Annotated in this window: 16 protein-coding genes; 11 read left to right on the top strand and 5 right to left on the bottom strand. The window is 39.0% G+C overall.

Going from position 1 to position 18,862, the window contains the following annotated elements; genetic code table 11:
* Positions 1-114: 114 nt before the first annotated feature.
* The gene (locus OSH00_RS12980) at positions 115-903 is read right to left on the bottom strand and encodes an rRNA large subunit pseudouridine synthase E (protein ID WP_004829176.1); all 789 of its coding nucleotides are present in this window, start codon (positions 901-903) and stop codon (positions 115-117) included.
* Between the two features lie 46 nt (positions 904-949).
* Entirely contained in the window at positions 950-1,126 is a 177-nt protein-coding gene (locus OSH00_RS12975) for a hypothetical protein (protein ID WP_266130757.1), read from the bottom strand.
* A gap of 85 nt (positions 1,127-1,211) precedes the next feature.
* On the opposite strand from OSH00_RS12975, the gene OSH00_RS12970 reads away from it, so the two are divergent.
* The 5 genes from OSH00_RS12970 to OSH00_RS12950 all read left to right on the top strand — a co-directional run bounded on the left by OSH00_RS12970 (position 1,212) and on the right by OSH00_RS12950 (position 5,501).
* Complete coding sequence (locus OSH00_RS12970) at positions 1,212-1,868, top strand: hypothetical protein (protein ID WP_266130756.1); 657 nt, start codon at positions 1,212-1,214, stop codon at positions 1,866-1,868.
* Between the two features lie 357 nt (positions 1,869-2,225).
* A complete protein-coding gene (gene icd, locus OSH00_RS12965; RefSeq protein WP_266130755.1) occupies positions 2,226-3,482 on the top strand; it encodes an NADP-dependent isocitrate dehydrogenase in 1,257 nt (418 codons plus the stop codon).
* A gap of 591 nt (positions 3,483-4,073) precedes the next feature.
* Complete coding sequence (locus OSH00_RS12960) at positions 4,074-4,559, top strand: DUF2867 domain-containing protein (RefSeq protein ID WP_266130754.1); 486 nt, start codon at positions 4,074-4,076, stop codon at positions 4,557-4,559.
* Positions 4,560-4,731: 172 nt separating this feature from the next.
* The gene (locus OSH00_RS12955) at positions 4,732-5,088 is read left to right on the top strand and encodes a DUF4124 domain-containing protein (RefSeq protein WP_266130753.1); all 357 of its coding nucleotides are present in this window, start codon (positions 4,732-4,734) and stop codon (positions 5,086-5,088) included.
* A 173-nt stretch (positions 5,089-5,261) separates the two neighbouring features.
* A complete protein-coding gene (locus OSH00_RS12950; RefSeq protein WP_196074389.1) occupies positions 5,262-5,501 on the top strand; it encodes a hypothetical protein in 240 nt (79 codons plus the stop codon).
* Positions 5,502-5,568: 67 nt separating this feature from the next.
* On the opposite strand, the gene argG is transcribed toward OSH00_RS12950, so the two are convergent.
* Together argG and OSH00_RS12940 are read right to left on the bottom strand one after the other, a co-directional pair.
* Positions 5,569-6,912, bottom strand: a complete 1,344-nt coding sequence (argG, locus tag OSH00_RS12945; protein ID WP_196074390.1) for an argininosuccinate synthase — start codon at positions 6,910-6,912, stop codon at positions 5,569-5,571.
* A gap of 301 nt (positions 6,913-7,213) precedes the next feature.
* Positions 7,214-8,065 (bottom strand): LysR family transcriptional regulator, encoded by an 852-nt coding sequence (locus OSH00_RS12940; RefSeq protein WP_266130752.1) that lies wholly within the window; start codon positions 8,063-8,065, stop codon positions 7,214-7,216.
* A 149-nt stretch (positions 8,066-8,214) separates the two neighbouring features.
* On the opposite strand from OSH00_RS12940, the gene OSH00_RS12935 reads away from it, so the two are divergent.
* From OSH00_RS12935 to dld, 5 genes are all read left to right on the top strand, one after another.
* Complete coding sequence (locus tag OSH00_RS12935; protein ID WP_266130751.1) at positions 8,215-9,132, top strand: DMT family transporter; 918 nt, start codon at positions 8,215-8,217, stop codon at positions 9,130-9,132.
* 836 nt (positions 9,133-9,968) lie between these two features.
* The gene (gene lldP, locus OSH00_RS12930; RefSeq protein WP_266130750.1) at positions 9,969-11,639 is read left to right on the top strand and encodes an L-lactate permease; all 1,671 of its coding nucleotides are present in this window, start codon (positions 9,969-9,971) and stop codon (positions 11,637-11,639) included.
* Positions 11,640-11,680: 41 nt separating this feature from the next.
* The gene (lldR, locus tag OSH00_RS12925) at positions 11,681-12,424 is read left to right on the top strand and encodes a transcriptional regulator LldR (RefSeq protein WP_196076665.1); all 744 of its coding nucleotides are present in this window, start codon (positions 11,681-11,683) and stop codon (positions 12,422-12,424) included.
* 2 nt (positions 12,425-12,426) lie between these two features.
* A complete protein-coding gene (gene lldD / locus OSH00_RS12920) occupies positions 12,427-13,581 on the top strand; it encodes an FMN-dependent L-lactate dehydrogenase LldD (protein ID WP_196076666.1) in 1,155 nt (384 codons plus the stop codon).
* A 287-nt stretch (positions 13,582-13,868) separates the two neighbouring features.
* Positions 13,869-15,566, top strand: coding sequence for a D-lactate dehydrogenase (dld, locus tag OSH00_RS12915; RefSeq protein WP_266130749.1), 1,698 nt, complete (start codon positions 13,869-13,871; stop codon positions 15,564-15,566).
* 108 nt (positions 15,567-15,674) lie between these two features.
* Here the strand turns inward: dld and OSH00_RS12910 are convergent, their stop codons facing one another.
* Positions 15,675-16,493, bottom strand: a complete 819-nt coding sequence (locus OSH00_RS12910; protein ID WP_266130748.1) for a hypothetical protein — start codon at positions 16,491-16,493, stop codon at positions 15,675-15,677.
* Between the two features lie 259 nt (positions 16,494-16,752).
* Between OSH00_RS12910 and OSH00_RS12905 the strand changes: the two genes are divergently transcribed.
* Positions 16,753-18,786 carry an NADPH-dependent 2,4-dienoyl-CoA reductase gene (locus tag OSH00_RS12905; RefSeq protein ID WP_266130747.1) on the top strand — a complete coding sequence of 678 codons (2,034 nt, stop codon included), beginning with the start codon at positions 16,753-16,755 and terminating at the stop codon, positions 18,784-18,786.
* The last annotated feature ends 76 nt before the right edge of the window (positions 18,787-18,862 follow it).

The following is an 18,862-nucleotide window of genomic DNA, read 5'->3' as shown; positions in this document are numbered from 1 at the left end:
CCAAGCTTGCAATTATGCTTATTTAATCTGGATCAAGATCTTGTACAGCTGAGAATTCAATCAATATAATCATTAAAAAAGCCCACTAAGGTGGGCTTTAAGTATCCTTAAAATCTAACGCCCATTACGCCCACGACCTCGTGGAGCTTTGGTGTTTGGACGTGTCGTTCCATTGGTCTTGCGACGTGGTTTTTCACTGTCATCCATCTGCCAAATACGTTTGGTTCCTGATTTTTTAGTAGAACCATCTTTGTTCTTACGTACCATCGGTTTTCCGCCAGTACCGCCTGGTTTTTTGACATAAGAACGCGAACGATATGGTTCTTCCGCAGGTACATTTTGAAAATCAGGATAAAGCAATGGTTCGATTTCTTTTGTTTCGCCCGGTTGTAAACCCATCTGAACTAAATCAATTGCACCGATTTTGGTGCGAATCAAACGTAAAGTTGGGAAACCAACAGCAGAGGTCATACGACGCACTTGACGATTACGCCCTTCACAAATCGAAATTTCTACCCATGAGGTAGGAATATTGGCACGGAAACGTACAGGTGGATCACGGTCCCATAACCATTCTGGTTGTTCCACTTTAGCGGCTTGAGCGGGTAAGGTTATACCGTCTTTTAACTCAACACCTTTACGTAGCTGCTCAAGTGCTTCTTCAGTAATATCACCATCGACTTGAACCAAATAGGTCTTAAACTTTTTATTGGTTGGATTGGTAATATACTGATTGAGACCACCATGATCAGTTAAAAAAACTAAACCTTCAGAGTCCATATCAAGACGACCAGCTATACGCAAGCTAGGGTCGTCAACGAAGTCAGATATGGTCATATGTGCTTCGTCTTTACGAAATTGGGAGAGGACGTCATAGGGTTTGTTCAGAATGACAATTTTCACTTTAAGCCACTAATATATATAAATAAAATTTTTTGGGTTTGATTTGTTACCCGATTGAATACCCGTTTTGATAAAAATGGGGTGGTTTAGGTTGCAAAAAGCCCAGTTGATTGTGGGCTACTATAACAGATTCAGCTTTGTATTCTTCAACTTTATTTGTCATCAAGTCAGGAACATAAAATACATCGTGTGTAGGGTTGGCCATTTGAGTGTCTAAAGACATACGTAAATTCTTTTATAATTGAATTGTAAGGTTTTCATTTGCTTAAATTATCGGTATCTTGGATTAAAAATAAAGAGTTAAAGTGATGAAAACAATACTGCAAGGTGGCGGGGCAACAATTGCAATGATCATATTGCTGACAACTTCGGGGTGTACGGGAGTTTTACTTGAGACTGTAGCAAAAGTAATTCCTGAAAAGAAACAAAATCAAGAACCTCTACGAAAGTTAAATCCAAAGCCACAACATGCATACCAAGTGAAAGTTTCATTAACAAATCCACCGGGAAATTTTCAACAAATCACAGGCAGTGTGGGTTTTGATGTTGAAAACCCTGCATGTGGTAAACACCATCCTATATCTGGCATAGTTCCAAGTATCTCAAGTTATGAGCCCATAGCGCTGAGTAAAATTTCAGAGCACGAATATACAGGAGTTTTTTATTCTGACATGATTCTAGATGGAGATTACTATGGAAGAGGGGTGTGTAAATGGAAATTAAGTAGTGTAAGTGCAAGGTTTTCCAATAGGGTTGATACTCAAACCAGTGGGTATTCAATATTTTTAATTGAAAATTCAATCCAAAATCAGAATACAAATACTCGATATTATTGGAATGGCTACTATCGTCCTGCTGATCTACCGAGTTTTATCGATTCAGGGCACAAAAATTTGGCTCAAGTTCCAGAAAATAGAAAAAATGAATTCTTCTCAATCACCATCAGTGCGAAAAAATTAAACTAAGCGCTTTGCTAATCGTAGAAACCACTTCGGTGGTTTAACTTTTTAAATTTCAGTATTAAAAAAACAGCGAGATCAGATGTACACTTCTTTAAAGATGTTGTTGTGATAAGCCAAGCAATCAGAATGATTTAAATATTTGACCGAGGTTTAATTTCTATAAAAAATGAACGCGATAAAAACATTAAATCATGAAACAATGCGTTTTATTAAGTTGAGAAATGTTGTTATTCCTCGTATAAATCTCAAAAAATGATTGAATTCGATTACACTGATCTTGCTGAAAAAGTGGTCGCAAATATTGCTCATAGCGCAATTTTTTTGGATTTACTCACTATAATAAAATGGAGATCCTGAACAATGGGTTATCAGAAGATCGTAGTACCTGCGGATGGCAGTAAAATTACTGTAAATGCAGACTTGTCACTCAATGTACCAAACCATCCAATTATTCCTTTCATCGAGGGAGATGGTATCGGTGTCGACATTACACCTGCGATGAAAGCGGTGGTCGATGCTGCAATTCAAAAAGCTTATAGTGGCAAGCGTTCGATCGAATGGATGGAAGTTTATTGTGGTGAAAAAGCGAATAAAATTTATGGCACTTACATGCCTGAAGAGACTTTCGAGGCTTTAAGGGAATTTGTTGTATCAATTAAAGGTCCACTTACAACGCCTGTTGGTGGTGGTATTCGTTCCCTAAATGTTGCTTTACGTCAAGAATTAGATCTATATGTGTGTGTGCGACCAGTACGTTGGTTTAAGGGCGTACCGTCACCCGTCCAACATCCTGAACAAACAGATATGGTGATTTTCCGAGAAAACTCAGAAGATATCTATGCAGGTATTGAATGGAGGGCAGATTCTCCTGAAGCTAAAAAAGTAATTAAATTTCTGAAAGAAGAAATGGGTGTTACTAAAATTCGTTTTGAGGACAGTTGTGGTATCGGGATTAAGCCTGTTTCAAAAGAAGGTACTCAGCGACTAGTACGAAAGGCGATTCAGTTTGCAATCGATAATGATAAGCCAAGTGTTACTTTAGTGCATAAAGGCAATATTATGAAATACACTGAAGGTGCTTTTAAGGAGTGGGGGTATGAGCTCGCATTGGATCGCTTTGGTGGTGAGCTGATTGATGGTGGTCCTTGGGTTAAAATTAAAAACCCTAGAACAGGCAAAGACATCATTATTAAAGATGTGATTGCTGATGCTTTTTTACAGCAAATTCTAATGCGTCCTGCTGAATATTCGGTGATCGCCACCTTGAATTTAAATGGTGATTACATATCTGATGCACTTGCCGCAGAAGTAGGCGGTATAGGTATTGCGCCGGGTGCAAATATTGGTGGTGCAATTTCTGTTTATGAAGCAACGCATGGTACAGCGCCCAAATATGCTGGGCAAGATAAGGTAAATCCTGGATCTATTATTCTTTCAGCAGAGATGATGCTGCGTGATATGGGATGGATTGAAGCCGCTGATTTAATTATCAAAGGTGTTTCTGGTGCGATTTCTGCAAAAACAGTCACTTATGATTTTGAGCGGTTAATGCCAGGTGCTACTTTGTTGCGTTGTTCAGAATTTGGACAGGCGATTATTGAAAATATGGATAATTAATCTAAAGACAAGCTCATCAGAGGTCTGCCAAGTGCAGACCTTTTATCATTGATTGATGTTCTTTGTTAAAGTGTGACAAACACATTAACAAAGGTAGGCTTAATCTTAACATTTCCACTTTTATGTGACTGGATTTGAAGATGGACAACCATTGCGCAATATTTTTTGATTGTTTTCATTTTTATCACTCCAATAGCGATTAAGAAAGTGTTTTACATTTTTCCAGCAGAATATGGGTATTCGGTTATCAGTATTGCCAATCCGCGTGATGAATGTTGTTGTATTGATTAATTAAAACCATAGCAACTGAATTTACTTGTTTAAAGTTTTTTAGTTCGCGATGATCTGAGTGATTTTCGACTTTAGGTTGTTTTGAATGATATGCGAGAGATAAGATGCATATCACTGTGATTAGAATGAAATAATGTCTATTCGTCTTTCGACAGCTGTAGATCCACAAATAATTGATCCCTGGTCTATGATTTAACTCAGCTTTAGGCTGCTTGTGATTGTACTTAATATGAATTGCTGTAGACTGAATTTAGATTTTATTCATACGTTAACTTATTATATTTAAAAAGGTTGAGTTCCATGAATACAGAAATAGATCCGTATGTATTGGTTGCACCTGTTCATCAGCTTAATTTTATTCATCAAGACCAACAATGTATTGATAAAAATATCACTGCATCACAAGCTTATCGCTTGATGACCAGTACACCACCAAAATGGTTAAAGATTGCGTTTAAAGTTCGAGACTTTTTAAGTCAACATTTAGGTGGTGTACAGCCGATTCAAGGTTTTAATCCTTTAGTTCAAGCGCCGCTTGAGCAGGGTGGAAAAGCAGATTTTTTCGAGGTGGTTAAAGTATCGGATCACGAGCTTTTTTTACAATCAACGGATAAGCACTTAAGTGTCTTGGTGGTATTGCAGATTCTTCCATACAATGAGCAAAAAAATCAGCTTAAAATCTCAACCAGTGTAGTGACCTATAATCTTTTTGGTAAAATTTATATGCTTCCTGTGGCTATGGTACATGGCGCGATTGTTCGTAATCTGTTGAGAAATTTGAAATAGCACAAAATTTACGACAATCTAGACATGACAAAATCCTGTAAAAACTTGGCAAAAAAAGTCATATTTCCCCCTTTATTGTGATAAGAAAAACAGAAATTAAAAAAACTCCTGTGTAAATAGCAATTTAGATCATTTATTGATATTTTGTTAAAACTTGAAGGGAGTGTATGTTGTGAAAAAAATCGTGCTGGTCGTTTTAGCTTTAGGATTTTCTCATCACGTTTTGGCTAAAGAAGTACACAAGTGTGTGGTGAAAGGTTCAGTCACTTATCAGTCTCGACCATGCGCAGGTACAGTGATACCCAATCAACAACAGCAACTTCAGCAAAAACTGACTCAACGTACGGCTACGCAAAACTCACAACAACAAGTTAAGCTCCAACCAGAGACACACAGGTATTCTCAACAGCAGCATCTTCAACGTCATTCAAGTAATGGCACAAGCAATGAAATTCCCGATACAGTCGAAGGGAAGAAGAAGAGTTTAGCAATCGCACAAGCCGCTTATCAGTCTGCTAAGGATCGCTGATTAACAATCTAATCTCTAAAGTGCTGGCATAAAAGAAAGGTGAAAGCGCTATTCGGAGTAAGCCCTTTAACGAAGTGAATGGTCATTTTTTAAATTTAGATTTTTGCTATATTGAGTAAGTTTGTTCTGTTATATTATTCTGTTTACTTAAATGTACTGAAAGATTTAAATGTATGTCACAGACTCGTTCGAAGAAATTTCCTAAAGTTTATCTGCTCGCTGCATTGGGACTATTATTTCCAGTTTTTTTAGTGGGAATGGCATTTTTAGCTGCAAAAAGTGATGCAGAAACTCAGCGAGAGTATGATCGAATTCGTCAAGAACATGCAGAAAGGATTGAATTGCAAAAACAGCAGCAAAAATCGCAACAAAATAGCATTCAATCGACTCAGGATTCTACAACTGTATCTTAATCAGATCATATCAAAAAGCATTGACCAATAAAAACCGCCATATGGCGGTTTTTATTTTTAAACTCAATTATTTGTTTTTATCTTTCAACTGAGGAACGGCAGAGCCGGTACCCACAGCCAATAAACCTGTTTTGGTATAAATACCGAGCTTAGCACGTGTATCGGTAATATCAAGATTACGCATGGTCAATTGACCAATACGATCAGCAGGGCTAAACATTGAATCACCTTTTTCCATGGTCAAACGCTCAGCTTCATATGTGAGGTTTTCAGATTCAGTATTCATGATGGTGTAGTCATTACCACGGCGTAACTCTAGAGTAACTGTGCCTGTAATGGCTTTTGCTACCCAACGCTGCGCTGTTTCACGAAGCATTAATGCTTGAGAATCGAACCAACGGCCTTGGTACAGTAAACGACCTAAACGTAAGCCGTTAATACGATATTGTTCGATGGTGTCTTCATTGTGAATACCTGTAACAAGGCGTTCATAGGCAATATGAAGAAGTGCCATCCCCGGAGCTTCATAAATACCACGGGATTTTGCTTCAATGATACGGTTTTCGATTTGGTCAGACATCCCTAAACCATGACGCCCACCAATACGGTTTGCTTCAAGAATAAGCTCTACTGGATCTTCAATACGTTTGCCATTTAATGCAACAGGGAAGCCTTCTTCGAAAGTTACAGAAACTTCTTCAGCTTCTATTTTGACATCATCTTTCCAGAACGCAACGCCCATAATTGGATCAACGATTTTGATACCGGCATTGAGATATTCAAGATCTTTAGCTTCGTGTGTCGCACCCAACATGTTTGAATCAGTTGAATATGCCTTTTCTTTCGACATTTTGTAATCAAAACCATTGTCGATCAAGAATTGTGACATTTCGGCACGACCACCCAACTCATCGATAAACTGTTGGTCTAACCAAGGCTTATAGATTTTAAGTGCAGGGTTGGTCAACAAACCATAACGGTAGAAACGTTCAATATCGTTCCCTTTGTAAGTTGAGCCATCCCCCCAGATATTTACGTCATCCTCTTTCATCGCCGTAACAAGCATTGTACCTGTTACTGCACGACCCAATGGTGTGGTATTGAAGTAAGGAACACCACCCGTACTGATATGAAATGCACCACACTGAATCGCAGCAATACCTTCTAATGCAAGCTGTAAGCGGCAGTCCACTAAGCGTGCCTTAACAGCACCATAGTTTTCAGCTTTACGCGGAATTGCATCGTAGTCATCTTCATCAGGCTGCCCTAAGTTTGCTGTATAAGCATAAGGTTCTGCACCTTTTTGCTTCATCCACAATAAAGCTGCTGAAGTATCTAGACCACCAGAAAAAGCGATACCCACTTTTTTGCCTACTGGTACATTCTGCAAGATCGTTGCATTATCAGTCATTGCTCGTCCTAACTATTTCGAAAGAGGCACCACATACACGGGTGACCATTGAGAATTTTATAAACACGGTATTGTAGCACTTTTTCGGTCAATGTTTTATGGGATTTAAATGTTAACATTGAAAAAAAATAACAATTTATGGCGTGTAAGTCATTTACTTAAATTGCTGTGAGTAGTGTTGGCTAAATTGTTGAGATAATTCAAATCTACGAAAAACCAAATGACAATCTGGGAATCGATTTTTGATCCAACACAAGTCAGACTCTGTTTGTGAAGCTAAAATCATCCTGACTTATGTTCTTTAAAGCTGATCATTCAATCCAATAAATTGCTTTTCAATCGGGGTGAATACATGTTCACTTCGTGCGATTAAATAAAATCCAATATCTCGATATTGCTCAGGTGTTTCCCGATAGTACTCAATATTAAATTTTTTGATCAGTGATTTTGCGATCATTGAGATCCCCATTCCCAATTGAGTGAAATTGACCAATGCTTCATGATCATAAATATGGGTGAGTTCACCTTTACTTAAATTGTAGTCTGAATAAATATGATCTAATGTTGTGGCATAACAGCATTCTTCTGAAGCCAAGAGAATATTCTGATGGTTGAGACAATCTTCAAGATTTTCATGGTTAATGACGCTTTTTCCGATGATCACCAATTGATCTTCAGCTTTCTGTATATACTGTATATTTTTCTGTTTTGGATGCCCAAGTACATAACCAATATCTAAATTGCCCGATAAAATTTCATCTTCGATATAACCTGTAGCACCAGTTTTCATGGTGATTGAAAGCTCGGGATACGTTTCATAAAGTTGACTAAATGACGGGTAGAAACGCATACCTCCCAGGCTGGTATTGGTTCCAAAACGAAGATATTTTTCTTGTTGATAGATTTTATTTTCTGTCTCTTCCCAAGTGAAGATCATTTTTTTGTATTGTTGGTAGAGATTCATTCCAGATTCAGTCAGTTCAACGCCTTTGGGTTTGCGAATGAATAACTGACGTTTGTAATGGTTTTCAATTTTTTTAATTTTTGCGGTCATATTTGACTGTAAATAGTTAAGTTTATTGGCAGCGGCAGAGATGCTTTTCATTTCAGCAACCGTAACAAATGATTTAATATCCCCAATGTCGATATTCATTTTAATTCCTCAAGCCATTGTAATTTTGGTGGCACATCAAAATTTCAAATACATTAAAAAAAATGATGGATGTATTAAAACATAGCATTATTCATGATGTCATTTATTTTTTAAACTGTACTGACTTTCCATCTGTATGAGTACAGCAAATGAATCTTAGAGTAATGGCTGCAATCGTTTTGTTGTGTCTCGTTTGGGGATCATTATGGGGACTGGTCAAACATAGTTTGCAAGTTTTCCCTCCATTTCTATTTATTTCTACACGTTTGATTTTAGCTGCACTCACCTTGATGTTGGTTCAAGGTTTATTGCGTAAATCCATTCTTCCTCAAAGAGGCGAATGGAAAAAACTGATGGTTTCAAGCATGATGATTTGTATCGGTTTTTATGCAACTCAGACTTTCGCCATGCAATTTGTAGATTCAGGACTGTCAGCAGTTTTGGTCTTTACTATGCCGATTTTTATTGGTGTGCTGGCACATTATGCGCTCAAAGAACGTTTAAATACACAAAAAATGTTTGGATTGGTTTTGGGTACATTGGGCTTGATTGCAATTCTTTGGCCGCAATTGCATGATTTGCATTTCAATCTATCTTTGATTGGACAAGCCTTTTTAATCTTGTCTGGTTTTTTCTGGGCATTGACCACAGTTTATATCAAACAGAATTTTGCAACCTATGACAAAATGAAACTGACGATTTGGCAGTTATTGATGGGTGGATTTGTAATCTTCATTGGGGCAATGATGTTTGAACGGATTGATTTGCATGTATGGATGAATCCACTGAATGATTCTATGCTGTTTTACATTGCAGTGGTCGGAACAGGATTTGCTTTTGCTCTTTGGAATTGGATTGTGAGTCAGGTGGATACTTTTGTAGCTTCAATCTCAATTATGTGTATTCCGATTTTAAGTTTGTTTTTTGGTTACATGATTTGGCATGAACCGATTACACTCAATATTTTGATAGGTGCAGCTTTTATTTGTTCTGGCATTATTTTGAGTTCTTTAAACATTCAAATGCAAAAGAAAGCGAATTCGGGATTGAGCTGTGAGCATCATTAAGGCGAATCAGGTATTTTTTAACCTGAGTTCGACTTAACTTTATCTATAAGTTATTGAAAAAATAAAATTGGCGAAGTTGCTAGGCCTTTATCCTTTTTTTGGGTCAGCCTACGGCTCGTCATACTTTTGTTTTTTGTTTCGGTATGAGCAGAGAAGTATGCAAGTACAATCCACTTGCATAGCAATATTGCTGTTCACTGGAAAAGCCACCCACAATCAGCAATATATAAAAATAAGTCAAAACAATATTAGAAAAAGGAGTCCTGCCTCAGGCGGTGGTGGATGATGTTGATGAGCATCATATTTTATCAAGCATTTTTATCGAACTCATTTGAGTTGAGCACAACATTGAAATCATGCTTGTCTACAAAATCAGTAAATTATTACTGATTTTTGTTGTTTATCGGATGTATAGCATGCATCGAAATGTTTAATTTTTAAAATGATCAGACCAATTTGAAAATCTTGTGATAAATAACATAATAAAAAGATGTTTTAATTTTGGTTAAAATTTGCTTTTTAAAGATCTTTATAGACTAAAGTTGTATAAGATAAGAGTGTTTTTGAAAAAAACATTTAAAAACAATTATTTTTTAAATTTGACAGTCTGAATTATTGAGAAAAAATGCATATATAGCTAAATAAATACACCTAAAATTGGTCATACCATTGTTTAAGTAATCGAGTAACTATTGATCTTTAAATCAGCAAAAATTACTATAAAGTTGAAATATGCGTTATTTTTTTGTTTTTAATTTAATATTGGTCATACCATTTATTAAGGAATAAATGTGTGACTTTATCAAATTTCACGTTCAGGCAAGCATTTCAAGGAGATGACAATGCTTCAACATTGGCAACAGATTTATGATCCAATGGGTAATATCTGGATATCCAGTGCCATTGCACTCATTCCAATTATATTTTTCTTTTTGGCCCTTGCCGTATTCCGCATGAAAGGAAGTGTTGCGGGGACAATTACGGTCATATTGGCATTATTGGTTTCCTTATTTGCTTATCAAATGCCGACTATGATGGCATTGGCATCTATGGTTTATGGCTTTTTCTATGGCTTGTGGCCAATTGCATGGATTATCATTGGTGCAGTATTCCTGTACAAAATTTCGGTCAAAACAGGGCAGTTCGATATTATCCGTTCTTCGATATTATCGATTACAGAAGATCAGCGTTTACAAATGCTGTTCGTTGGTTTTGCCTTCGGTACTTTCTTAGAAGGTGCAGCGGGTTTTGGTGCACCCGTTGCAATCACTGCAGCATTATTGGTCGGGCTCGGGTTTAAACCGCTTTATGCTGCTGGTCTGTGTCTGATTGTGAATACTGCACCTGTGGCATTTGGCGCAATGGGAATTCCCATCATTGTTGCAGGGCAAGTCTCAGGTGTTGAAACCCATGAAATTAGCCAAATGGTTGGACGTCAGTTGCCATTTATGGTGCCAATTGTATTGTTCTGGATTATGGCCATCATGGACGGATGGCGTGGGGTAAAAGAAACTTGGCCTGCGGTGATTGTTGGCGGTGGTGCTTTTGCGATTGCTCAATATTTGACATCGAACTTTGTTGGACCCGAGTTACCAGATATTACGGCATCTATTGCTTCTTTGGTTTCGTTAACGATCTTACTGAAGTATTGGCAGCCTAAGCATATTTTCCGTTTTGCCAATGAAGATGCCAGCATGAATGAAAATCTTGCTGAGCAAAAACAGCAAAAGTATACCCTTGCTCAAATTGCAAAAGCTTGGTCGCCATTTGCAATTCTCACCGTCATGGTGACGATCTGGAGTGTTAAACCATTTAAGGATTTATTCACTAAAGATGGTGCATTACATGATTTGGTAATTTCAATCAAAGTGCCTTTCTTGCATCAGATGGTGCAAAAAATGCCGCCAGTGGTGTCTGAAATCAAGGACTATGATGCGATCTATAAGTTTGATTGGTTTTCAGCGACGGGTACAGCCATTATTTTTGCTGCAATCATTACCATCATTTTCTTAAAAATGAAGCCTAAAGAAGCGGTAGTGACTTTTGGTGAAACCGTTAATGAGTTAAAAATTCCAATTTATTCGATTGGTATGGTGTTGGCCTTTGCTTTTATTGCCAACTATTCAGGCATGTCTGCGACCTTGGCTTTGGCACTGGCACACACGGGGCAGGCATTTACTTTCTTCTCACCATTTTTGGGTTGGTTGGGGGTGTTCCTAACAGGCTCGGATACGTCTGCCAACGCATTATTCGGTGCATTACAGGCCACCACTGCACAGCAAATCGGTGTGCCAGAAGTTCTACTGGTTGCTGCAAATACCAGTGGCGGAGTAACTGGAAAAATGATTTCTCCGCAATCGATTGCGATTGCCTGTGCAGCAGTCGGGCTTGTGGGTAAAGAATCTGATCTGTTCCGTTTTACGGTTAAACACAGTATAACGTTTACTGTAATGATCGGTATTATTATTACCCTACAAGCTTATGTGTTCCCATGGATGATTCCATGAGACTCAGCGACACTGAACCAATGCAATATTAAGGAAAGCAGATGAAAGTCTCCGACAAAGTGGTACAAAGCCTACGCATGTTAATCGCAGAAAAAAACATGCAGGTCGGAGAACGTTTGCCTGCTGAACGAAAGTTGTGTGAACAACTCGGTGTATCTCGTTCCTCTTTACGAGAAGCGATTTCTCAACTGACCAGCACCGGTATGTTGGTCAGTAAAGTCGGTGCGGGAACTTATTTGCAGCAAACCCCTGTGAATTGGTCACACAACCAGATTGTGACGCCTTTAAGTAATTTAATCGATCAAGACCCTGCCTATCGTTTTGATGTGCAGGAAGCGCGAACCATTCTTGAAGGCGGTTCAGCTTGGTATGCGGCACAACGTGCAACTGCTGAGGATCTGGCTTTGATTCGTGAATATTATGATCAGATTTCATACTTTCAGGCACTTGGGGATGATGAACAAGCTTCGCTGGCTGATGCTAAATTTCATTTGGCGATTGCGGAGGCATCGCATAATTTAGTCTTGATTCAGATGATGCGAGGCGTGTTTGATTTGTTGCAATTTAACGTGTTGCTGGGCAGACGTAAGGTCTATTCAGAGACACACCGGTTTGATCAATTGCATGATCAACATTTTAGGGTGATGGATGCAATTGAACGTCATGATCCAGATGCTGCAAGAGATGCAGTATGTGGACATATAGAATTTGTAGTGCAGCAAGTACGGATGATTGATGAAGAGGAAGCTCGTCGTCAACGTGCAAGCCGATTAAACAGGATATGAACATGATTATTTCTTCTGCAAATGACTATCGTGAAGCAGCGAGACGTCGTTTACCTCCATTTTTATTTCATTACATTGATGGCGGTGCATATGCTGAATATACACTGAAGCGAAATGTAGAAGATTTATCAAAAATCGCGTTGAGACAGCGTGTTTTAAATGACATGTCTCAGTTAAGCCTAGAAACAAAATTGTTTGATGAAACTTTGTCCATGCCTGTTGCATTATCTCCTGTAGGTTTAACGGGTATGTATGCACGCCGTGGTGAAGTACAGGCCGCAGTCGCTGCAGATAAAAAGGGCATTCCATTTACACTGTCTACAGTTTCAGTCTGCCCAATTGAAGAGGTTGCTCCGGCAATTGATCGTCCAATGTGGTTTCAGCTTTATGTATTACGTGACCGTGGCTTTATGAAAAATGCTTTGGAACGAGCTAAAGCAGCAGGCTGTTCAACATTAGTGTTTACTGTAGATATGCCTGTACCAGGTGCACGTTATCGTGATGCACATTCAGGGATGAGCGGTCCAAATGCAGCAATGCGCCGTTATATGCAGTCTTGCTTCCATCCTCATTGGGCTTGGAATGTCGGCTTGATGGGGCGTCCGCATGATTTGGGCAATATTTCCAAATATTTGGGTAAACCTACTGGGCTGGAAGACTATATCGGTTGGCTGGGCAATAATTTTGATCCGTCTATTTCGTGGAAAGATCTGGAATGGATCCGTGAGTTCTGGGATGGTCCAATGGTGATCAAAGGAATCCTTGACCCAGAAGATGCTAAAGATGCAGTGCGTTTCGGTGCAGATGGCATTGTGGTTTCCAATCATGGCGGACGTCAGCTCGATGGTGTACTGTCCTCAGCACGTGCACTTCCTCCAATTGCGGATGCGGTGAAAGGTGATATAAAAATTCTTGCTGATTCTGGTATTCGTAACGGTTTGGATGTTGTGCGAATGCTTGCTCTTGGTGCAGATACCTGTATGTTGGGACGTGCATTTGTCTATGCACTCGGTGCAGCCGGTGGTGCAGGCGTGTCAAACCTACTGGATCTAATCGATAAAGAAATGCGTGTTGCAATGACATTAACTGGTGCGAAAACAATTGCCGATATTACTGCTGATTGTTTAGTCAAGCTAGATAAAGCACTGGATGAATAATAGATTGTTGATATTTAACAGATATTCGTCAGCGTATGCAATTTGATATGTCTAAATATCAACTGTCGAAGTAAGCGCCATGCGCTTGCAACAGTTGATATTTTATGAAAATGAAATGAAAAATATTGACCAATATGTATGGATGGCAAGAATTTGATCAATCTGCTTTTTGAGAGATGAAGCAGATAAAATGTTAATTCCTAAATCACCTTTATATTGAAAAGATGCCGCCGAGATGAATGCTGAACTGATCTATTGAGTAAGCATTTATAAAAAGGATAGCGAAAATGCAATCGAATTTTGATTCACAGCAAACCATTCAGCAATTGACTCAAATAGTGGGTCAGCAACATGTATTCACTGAAGATCATGATACACGCCTTTATCGTCAAGGACGTCGTTATGGTTCAGGTAAGGTGTTGGCTGTCGTTGTTCCTGGGACTTTATTCGAACAATGGCAAGTTTTACAAGCTGCTGTGAATGCCGATTGTATTGTCATTATGCAAGCTGCCAATACAGGCTTGACTGGCGGTTCTACGCCATTTGGTGATGATTATGATCGCCCTGTAATTTTGATGAGTACGCGTCGTTTGACTGGAATTCAGGTAATTAATCAAGGTCAGCAAGTCATTTGTTTGCCAGGTGCAACTTTGGATCGTCTGGAGAAAGAATTAGCCCAGTTTAATCGTGAACCGCATTCTGTAATTGGCTCATCATGTATTGGTGCATCAGTTTTAGGTGGTATTTGCAATAACTCTGGTGGTGCACTGGTACGTCGTGGCCCTGCCTATACGGAGTTGGCACTTTATGCACGGGTCAATGATGCAGGTGAGTTGGAATTAGTCAATCACTTAGGTGTTGATTTAGGGAAAACGCCTGAGGAAATACTCACCAAACTTGAAAGTAAAAGTTATCAAATTGATGACATCATCAATAATTCAAGTTGCTGTGCCTCTGATCATCGTTATGCACATGATGTAAAACAAATTGATGAAGATACCCCTGCACGATTTAATGCGGATCCATCCCGTTTGTTTGAAGCTTCGGGCTCAGCAGGAAAAGTCTGTGTGTTTGCAGTGCGTTTGGATACTTTTGAAAAAATTCCAAGTCAGGTGTTTTATGTGGGAACAAATTCACATGATGATCTGACCGAAATTCGCCGCTTTTTACTGAAAGATTTACCTAGACTGCCGATTGCCGGTGAATATATTCATCGTGTTGCCTATGATATTGGCGCTGAATACGGCAAAGACACTTTTATGTTCATTGAGAAATTGGGTACAGCAAAAGTGCCTGCTGCATTTGCAATGAAAGATAAGGTCGATGGTTATCTGGAGAAAATCGGCTTACGCAACTTATCCGATAAAGTTTTGCAGATGGTGACCAAGCTGTTACCTAATCATTTACCTCAACGAATGAATACCTTTCGTGATTTATATGAACATCATCTAATGATCCGTATCGAAAATCAGGATGTCGAGCAAGTCGAAGCTTTTTTAACGGATTATTTTCAACAGCATTCTTCAGGTGATTTTTTTCGCTGTACTGAGGAAGAGGGGCGAAAGGCATTTTTACACCGCTTTGCAGTTGCTGGTGCAGCAATTCGCTATCGGGACACACATCGTTCAGATGTAGAAGATATTGTTGCTTTAGATATAGCATTGCGTCGAAATGACCGAGAATGGGTGGAAACTTTACCTCAAGCAATGGATGATTTAATTATCCATAAGCTATATTACGGACATTTCCTCTGTCATGTGTTCCATCAAGACTATATTGTCAAAAAAGGTGTTGATCCTTTAGCGATGGAACATCAAATGTGGCATTTGTTGGATGATCGTGGAGCTGAATATCCTGCAGAACATAATGTTGGACATCTCTATATGGCTAAACCAAGTTTAAAAAATCATTATCAAAAACTTGATCCGACCAATAGTTTTAATGTTGGAATCGGGCAAACCAGTAAGTTAAAATATTGGAAATAATAGAAAAGATGAAATTTTAAAAATCACTATCCAGAAATTATTTTAGAAAATCATGATCAATTGCTTGTTATATTGATCATGATTTTTTATCAAACATAGCTCTATTTTTTACTTTGCTTCACCTATTTTTGAAGAAATGAATCCCAGTACAAAAGCACTGATGATAAATATAAGTACACTGTACAGAATTGAAGCGGTAACGAACCAAACCCCCAGTGTTAATAAAGCGACAATTCCTGTGCAAATCCAGATCGCCATCCCCGATGAATCGGCTGCTTTTGTTGACTGGCTGTGCGTAGGAGGTGTTGAGGATTGCTCTTCATGATCTGATTCTGGCATTGTATTCAGAACATCCGCACCATAAAAGAAATAGGCATAATCATCGAAACGAGTAAGGTCGTGACGTTGTGCTTCTCGAAATGCAATATAGTCAGGATCATCGGTTTGCATATTTTCTATTTGTGTTAATGGTTGGGTCAGGAAATTTGCATCATTTAAATCTAGAGGTAGCCCACTGGTTCTTAATAGAATATGCTGAGGATAATACTGTAATATGAAAGATTTAAAATCTTCGAAATGATGGACATTTTCATCACCAAAAAAGTCTCTAAATAAAGCTCTTCGTTGTTCTAAATTAATCAAGGCCTGTTGTTGGTCAATGACCAAATAGGCATAGCTGCTTTCGGAAAAATCCTGTTGATACTCTTCCAGGTCGCCTTGATTTCTTTCATCGTCATGATCTAATTCATCGATATATTTTGCCCAGTGCAGATGATCTTGTCTAAACAGCATCAGCCATAAAATAGGAATGAACGCATTGGCTTCCAGTTCAAAAGAAGCTGTTTGAAAAAAATCTGCCCATTGGTTTTCTTGACCAATCGGCATATGATTAAACGTGGTACTGGTTAAAAATACAGGATGACTCATTGTTAAAATGCCTTTTCTTATTTGCTTTTATTCCAAAGTAATATTGCAAAATAACCAAAATCCATGCTTAACAATGTTATAAAACTGTATTTTAAATTTTCGATGCAGTGAAATAATGGAAATATTGATCGTTGCAAACGTATCGATAAAATTGACACTATCTACCATGAAATTCTCAAAATAAGCCATCCAAAAAATAAAAAAAAACGATAAAGTAGTATGCAACAAGTTGCAAAGCCAAATTAAAAAAGGATTCACCATGACAACTAGCTATGCACATATTTTAAAACCTCTTCATTTGGGATTTACCACGATTAAGAACCGTGTCGTGATGGGCTCAATGCACACTGGATTGGAAGATCGTTTCTATCATTATCCAAAACTTGCTGCATACTTTGGTGAGCGAGCTAAAGGTGGGGTGGGACTGATTATTACTGGAGGAATTTCTCCTAACCGTCAAGGTTGGTTGTTGCCTGCAGGTGGAACGATGAATACTCTGGGTGATATTGCGCCCCATCGTTTAGTTACTCATGCTGTACATAAGCATGGTGCAAAAATTCTTATGCAAATTTTGCATTCTGGTCGTTATGGCTATCAACCTTTTGTTGTTTCAGCGAGTCCAATCAAGTCTCCAATTTCGATGTTTAAACCACGCCAAATGAGTGACAAGCTGATCCTCGAAACGATTCAGGATTATGCTGAAACTGCAAGTCTTGCCAAAAAAGCAGGTTATGATGGTGTGGAAATTATGGGTTCGGAAGGCTACTTGCTGAATCAGTTCTTGAGTCGCCATGTTAATCAACGTACAGATCGTTGGGGAGGACCAATTGAAAACCGTATGCGTTTCGCGGTGGAAATTGTCAAAGCGATTCGTGCCAAAGTGGGTGAAAAATTTATTATTTGCTTTCGTTTGTCGATGCTGGATTTAGTCCATGACGGTAATACCATGGACGAAGTCATCACTGTTGCACAAGCTTTGGAAAAAGCTGGAATTACCTTATTAAACACTGGAATTGGCTGGCATGAGGCACGTATTCCGACCATCGTCACCTCAGTTCCTCGAGCTGCCTTTGTTGACTATACCGCAGAGGTGAAAAAACATGTTTCGGTTCCAGTCATTGCTTCAAACCGTATCAATATGCCGGATACCGCTGAAGAAATTTTAGCCGCAGGTAAAGCAGACATGGTACAGATGGCACGCCCGTTGTTGGCAGATGCTTTTTGGGTCAGTAAAACTGCGACCAACCGTGTAGATGAAATTAATACCTGTATTGCCTGTAACCAGGCATGTCTAGATCATAGTTTTCAAAATAAACGCGCAAGTTGTTTGGTGAATCCACGCGCAGCGCATGAGACGGAGTTGGTTTATCTCAAAACCAAAAAACCAAAGAAAATTGCGGTTGTTGGTGGTGGCGTTGCAGGGATGTCAGCTGCGACTATTGCAGCAAGTCGCGGACACCAAGTCACTTTATTTGAAGCCTCCTGCGAAGTCGGTGGTCAGTTTAATCTTGCTAAAGTTGTACCAGGCAAAGAAGAATTTCATGAGACCATTCGTTATTTTAAAGTCCAGATTGAAAAAACAGGTGTCGATCTACGCTTAAATACCAAAGTTAATCGTGAGCAGTTGGAACGTGAAGGTTTTGATGATGTTGTGATTGCTACCGGCGTTGTCCCTCGTGGTTTGAAGATCGAGGGCAGTGATGCTCCACAAGTTTTATCCTATGCGGAAGTATTGCGCGGTGCACCAGTGGGCCATCGGGTTGCCGTGATAGGTGCAGGAGGCATTGGTTTCGACGTATCTGAGTTTTTACTAAAACCTGAACATCAGCCGCAACCACAGCCTTTGGCAGATTGGCAACGCGAATGGGGGATTGATCCAAATCCAAACTATATGACTGAAGGTGGTTTTGTTCCTGCCGAGGTTGAACCACCGATTCGTCAAATTTATTTGATGCAGCGTAAAACAACACCTTTGGGTATTGGTTTGGGCAAAACTTCGGGTTGGGTACATCGTGCACAATTAAAAAAGCACGCGGTAAAAATGTTGCGCGGTGTGCAATATAAAGCAGTAACCAATGAGGGCTTGTGGATTGAAAGCAATGGTCATGATCAATTGTTGCGTGTAGACACTATTGTAGTGTGTGCCGGACAGGAATCTGTCAAGGATCTAATGCCGAAAGAGGGTGAGTCGACTTTAGCCAATTATCATATTATTGGTGGCGCTAAATTGGCTGGTGAACTTGATGCAAAGCGTGCAATCCGTGAAGGTGCTGAAATAGCAGCCAAACTTTAATCAAAATCACTGATTTTGATGAAACAATATGCATTTGAATACTTTAAGCTTATTTTTTTCTTGTCATACTTGGAAA

It is taken from the genome of Acinetobacter nematophilus, assembly GCF_026344175.1.
Lineage (GTDB): Bacteria > Pseudomonadota > Gammaproteobacteria > Pseudomonadales > Moraxellaceae > Acinetobacter > Acinetobacter nematophilus.
The sequence above is the reverse complement of the archived record's forward strand: the minus strand, read 5'-3'. Positions and strand labels throughout refer to the sequence as shown.

Bases quoted from the DNA above. Each gene is read 5' to 3' on its own strand.
- OSH00_RS12960 (WP_266130754.1), top strand. From the start codon at position 4,074: ATGAATACAGAAATAGATCCGTATGTATTGGTTGCACCTGTTCATCAG.
- lldD (WP_196076666.1), top strand. From the start codon at position 12,427: ATGATTATTTCTTCTGCAAATGACTATCGTGAAGCAGCGAGACGTCGT.
- OSH00_RS12970 (WP_266130756.1), top strand. From the start codon at position 1,212: ATGAAAACAATACTGCAAGGTGGCGGGGCAACAATTGCAATGATCATA.
- dld (WP_266130749.1), top strand. From the start codon at position 13,869: ATGCAATCGAATTTTGATTCACAGCAAACCATTCAGCAATTGACTCAA.
- lldP (WP_266130750.1), top strand. From the start codon at position 9,969: ATGACAATGCTTCAACATTGGCAACAGATTTATGATCCAATGGGTAAT.
- OSH00_RS12975 (WP_266130757.1), bottom strand. From the start codon at position 1,126: ATGTCTTTAGACACTCAAATGGCCAACCCTACACACGATGTATTTTAT.
- OSH00_RS12935 (WP_266130751.1), top strand. From the start codon at position 8,215: ATGAATCTTAGAGTAATGGCTGCAATCGTTTTGTTGTGTCTCGTTTGG.
- argG (WP_196074390.1), bottom strand. From the start codon at position 6,912: ATGACTGATAATGCAACGATCTTGCAGAATGTACCAGTAGGCAAAAAA.
- OSH00_RS12940 (WP_266130752.1), bottom strand. From the start codon at position 8,065: ATGAATATCGACATTGGGGATATTAAATCATTTGTTACGGTTGCTGAA.
- OSH00_RS12910 (WP_266130748.1), bottom strand. From the start codon at position 16,493: ATGAGTCATCCTGTATTTTTAACCAGTACCACGTTTAATCATATGCCG.
- OSH00_RS12950 (WP_196074389.1), top strand. From the start codon at position 5,262: ATGTCACAGACTCGTTCGAAGAAATTTCCTAAAGTTTATCTGCTCGCT.
- lldR (WP_196076665.1), top strand. From the start codon at position 11,681: ATGAAAGTCTCCGACAAAGTGGTACAAAGCCTACGCATGTTAATCGCA.
- icd (WP_266130755.1), top strand. From the start codon at position 2,226: ATGGGTTATCAGAAGATCGTAGTACCTGCGGATGGCAGTAAAATTACT.
- OSH00_RS12905 (WP_266130747.1), top strand. From the start codon at position 16,753: ATGACAACTAGCTATGCACATATTTTAAAACCTCTTCATTTGGGATTT.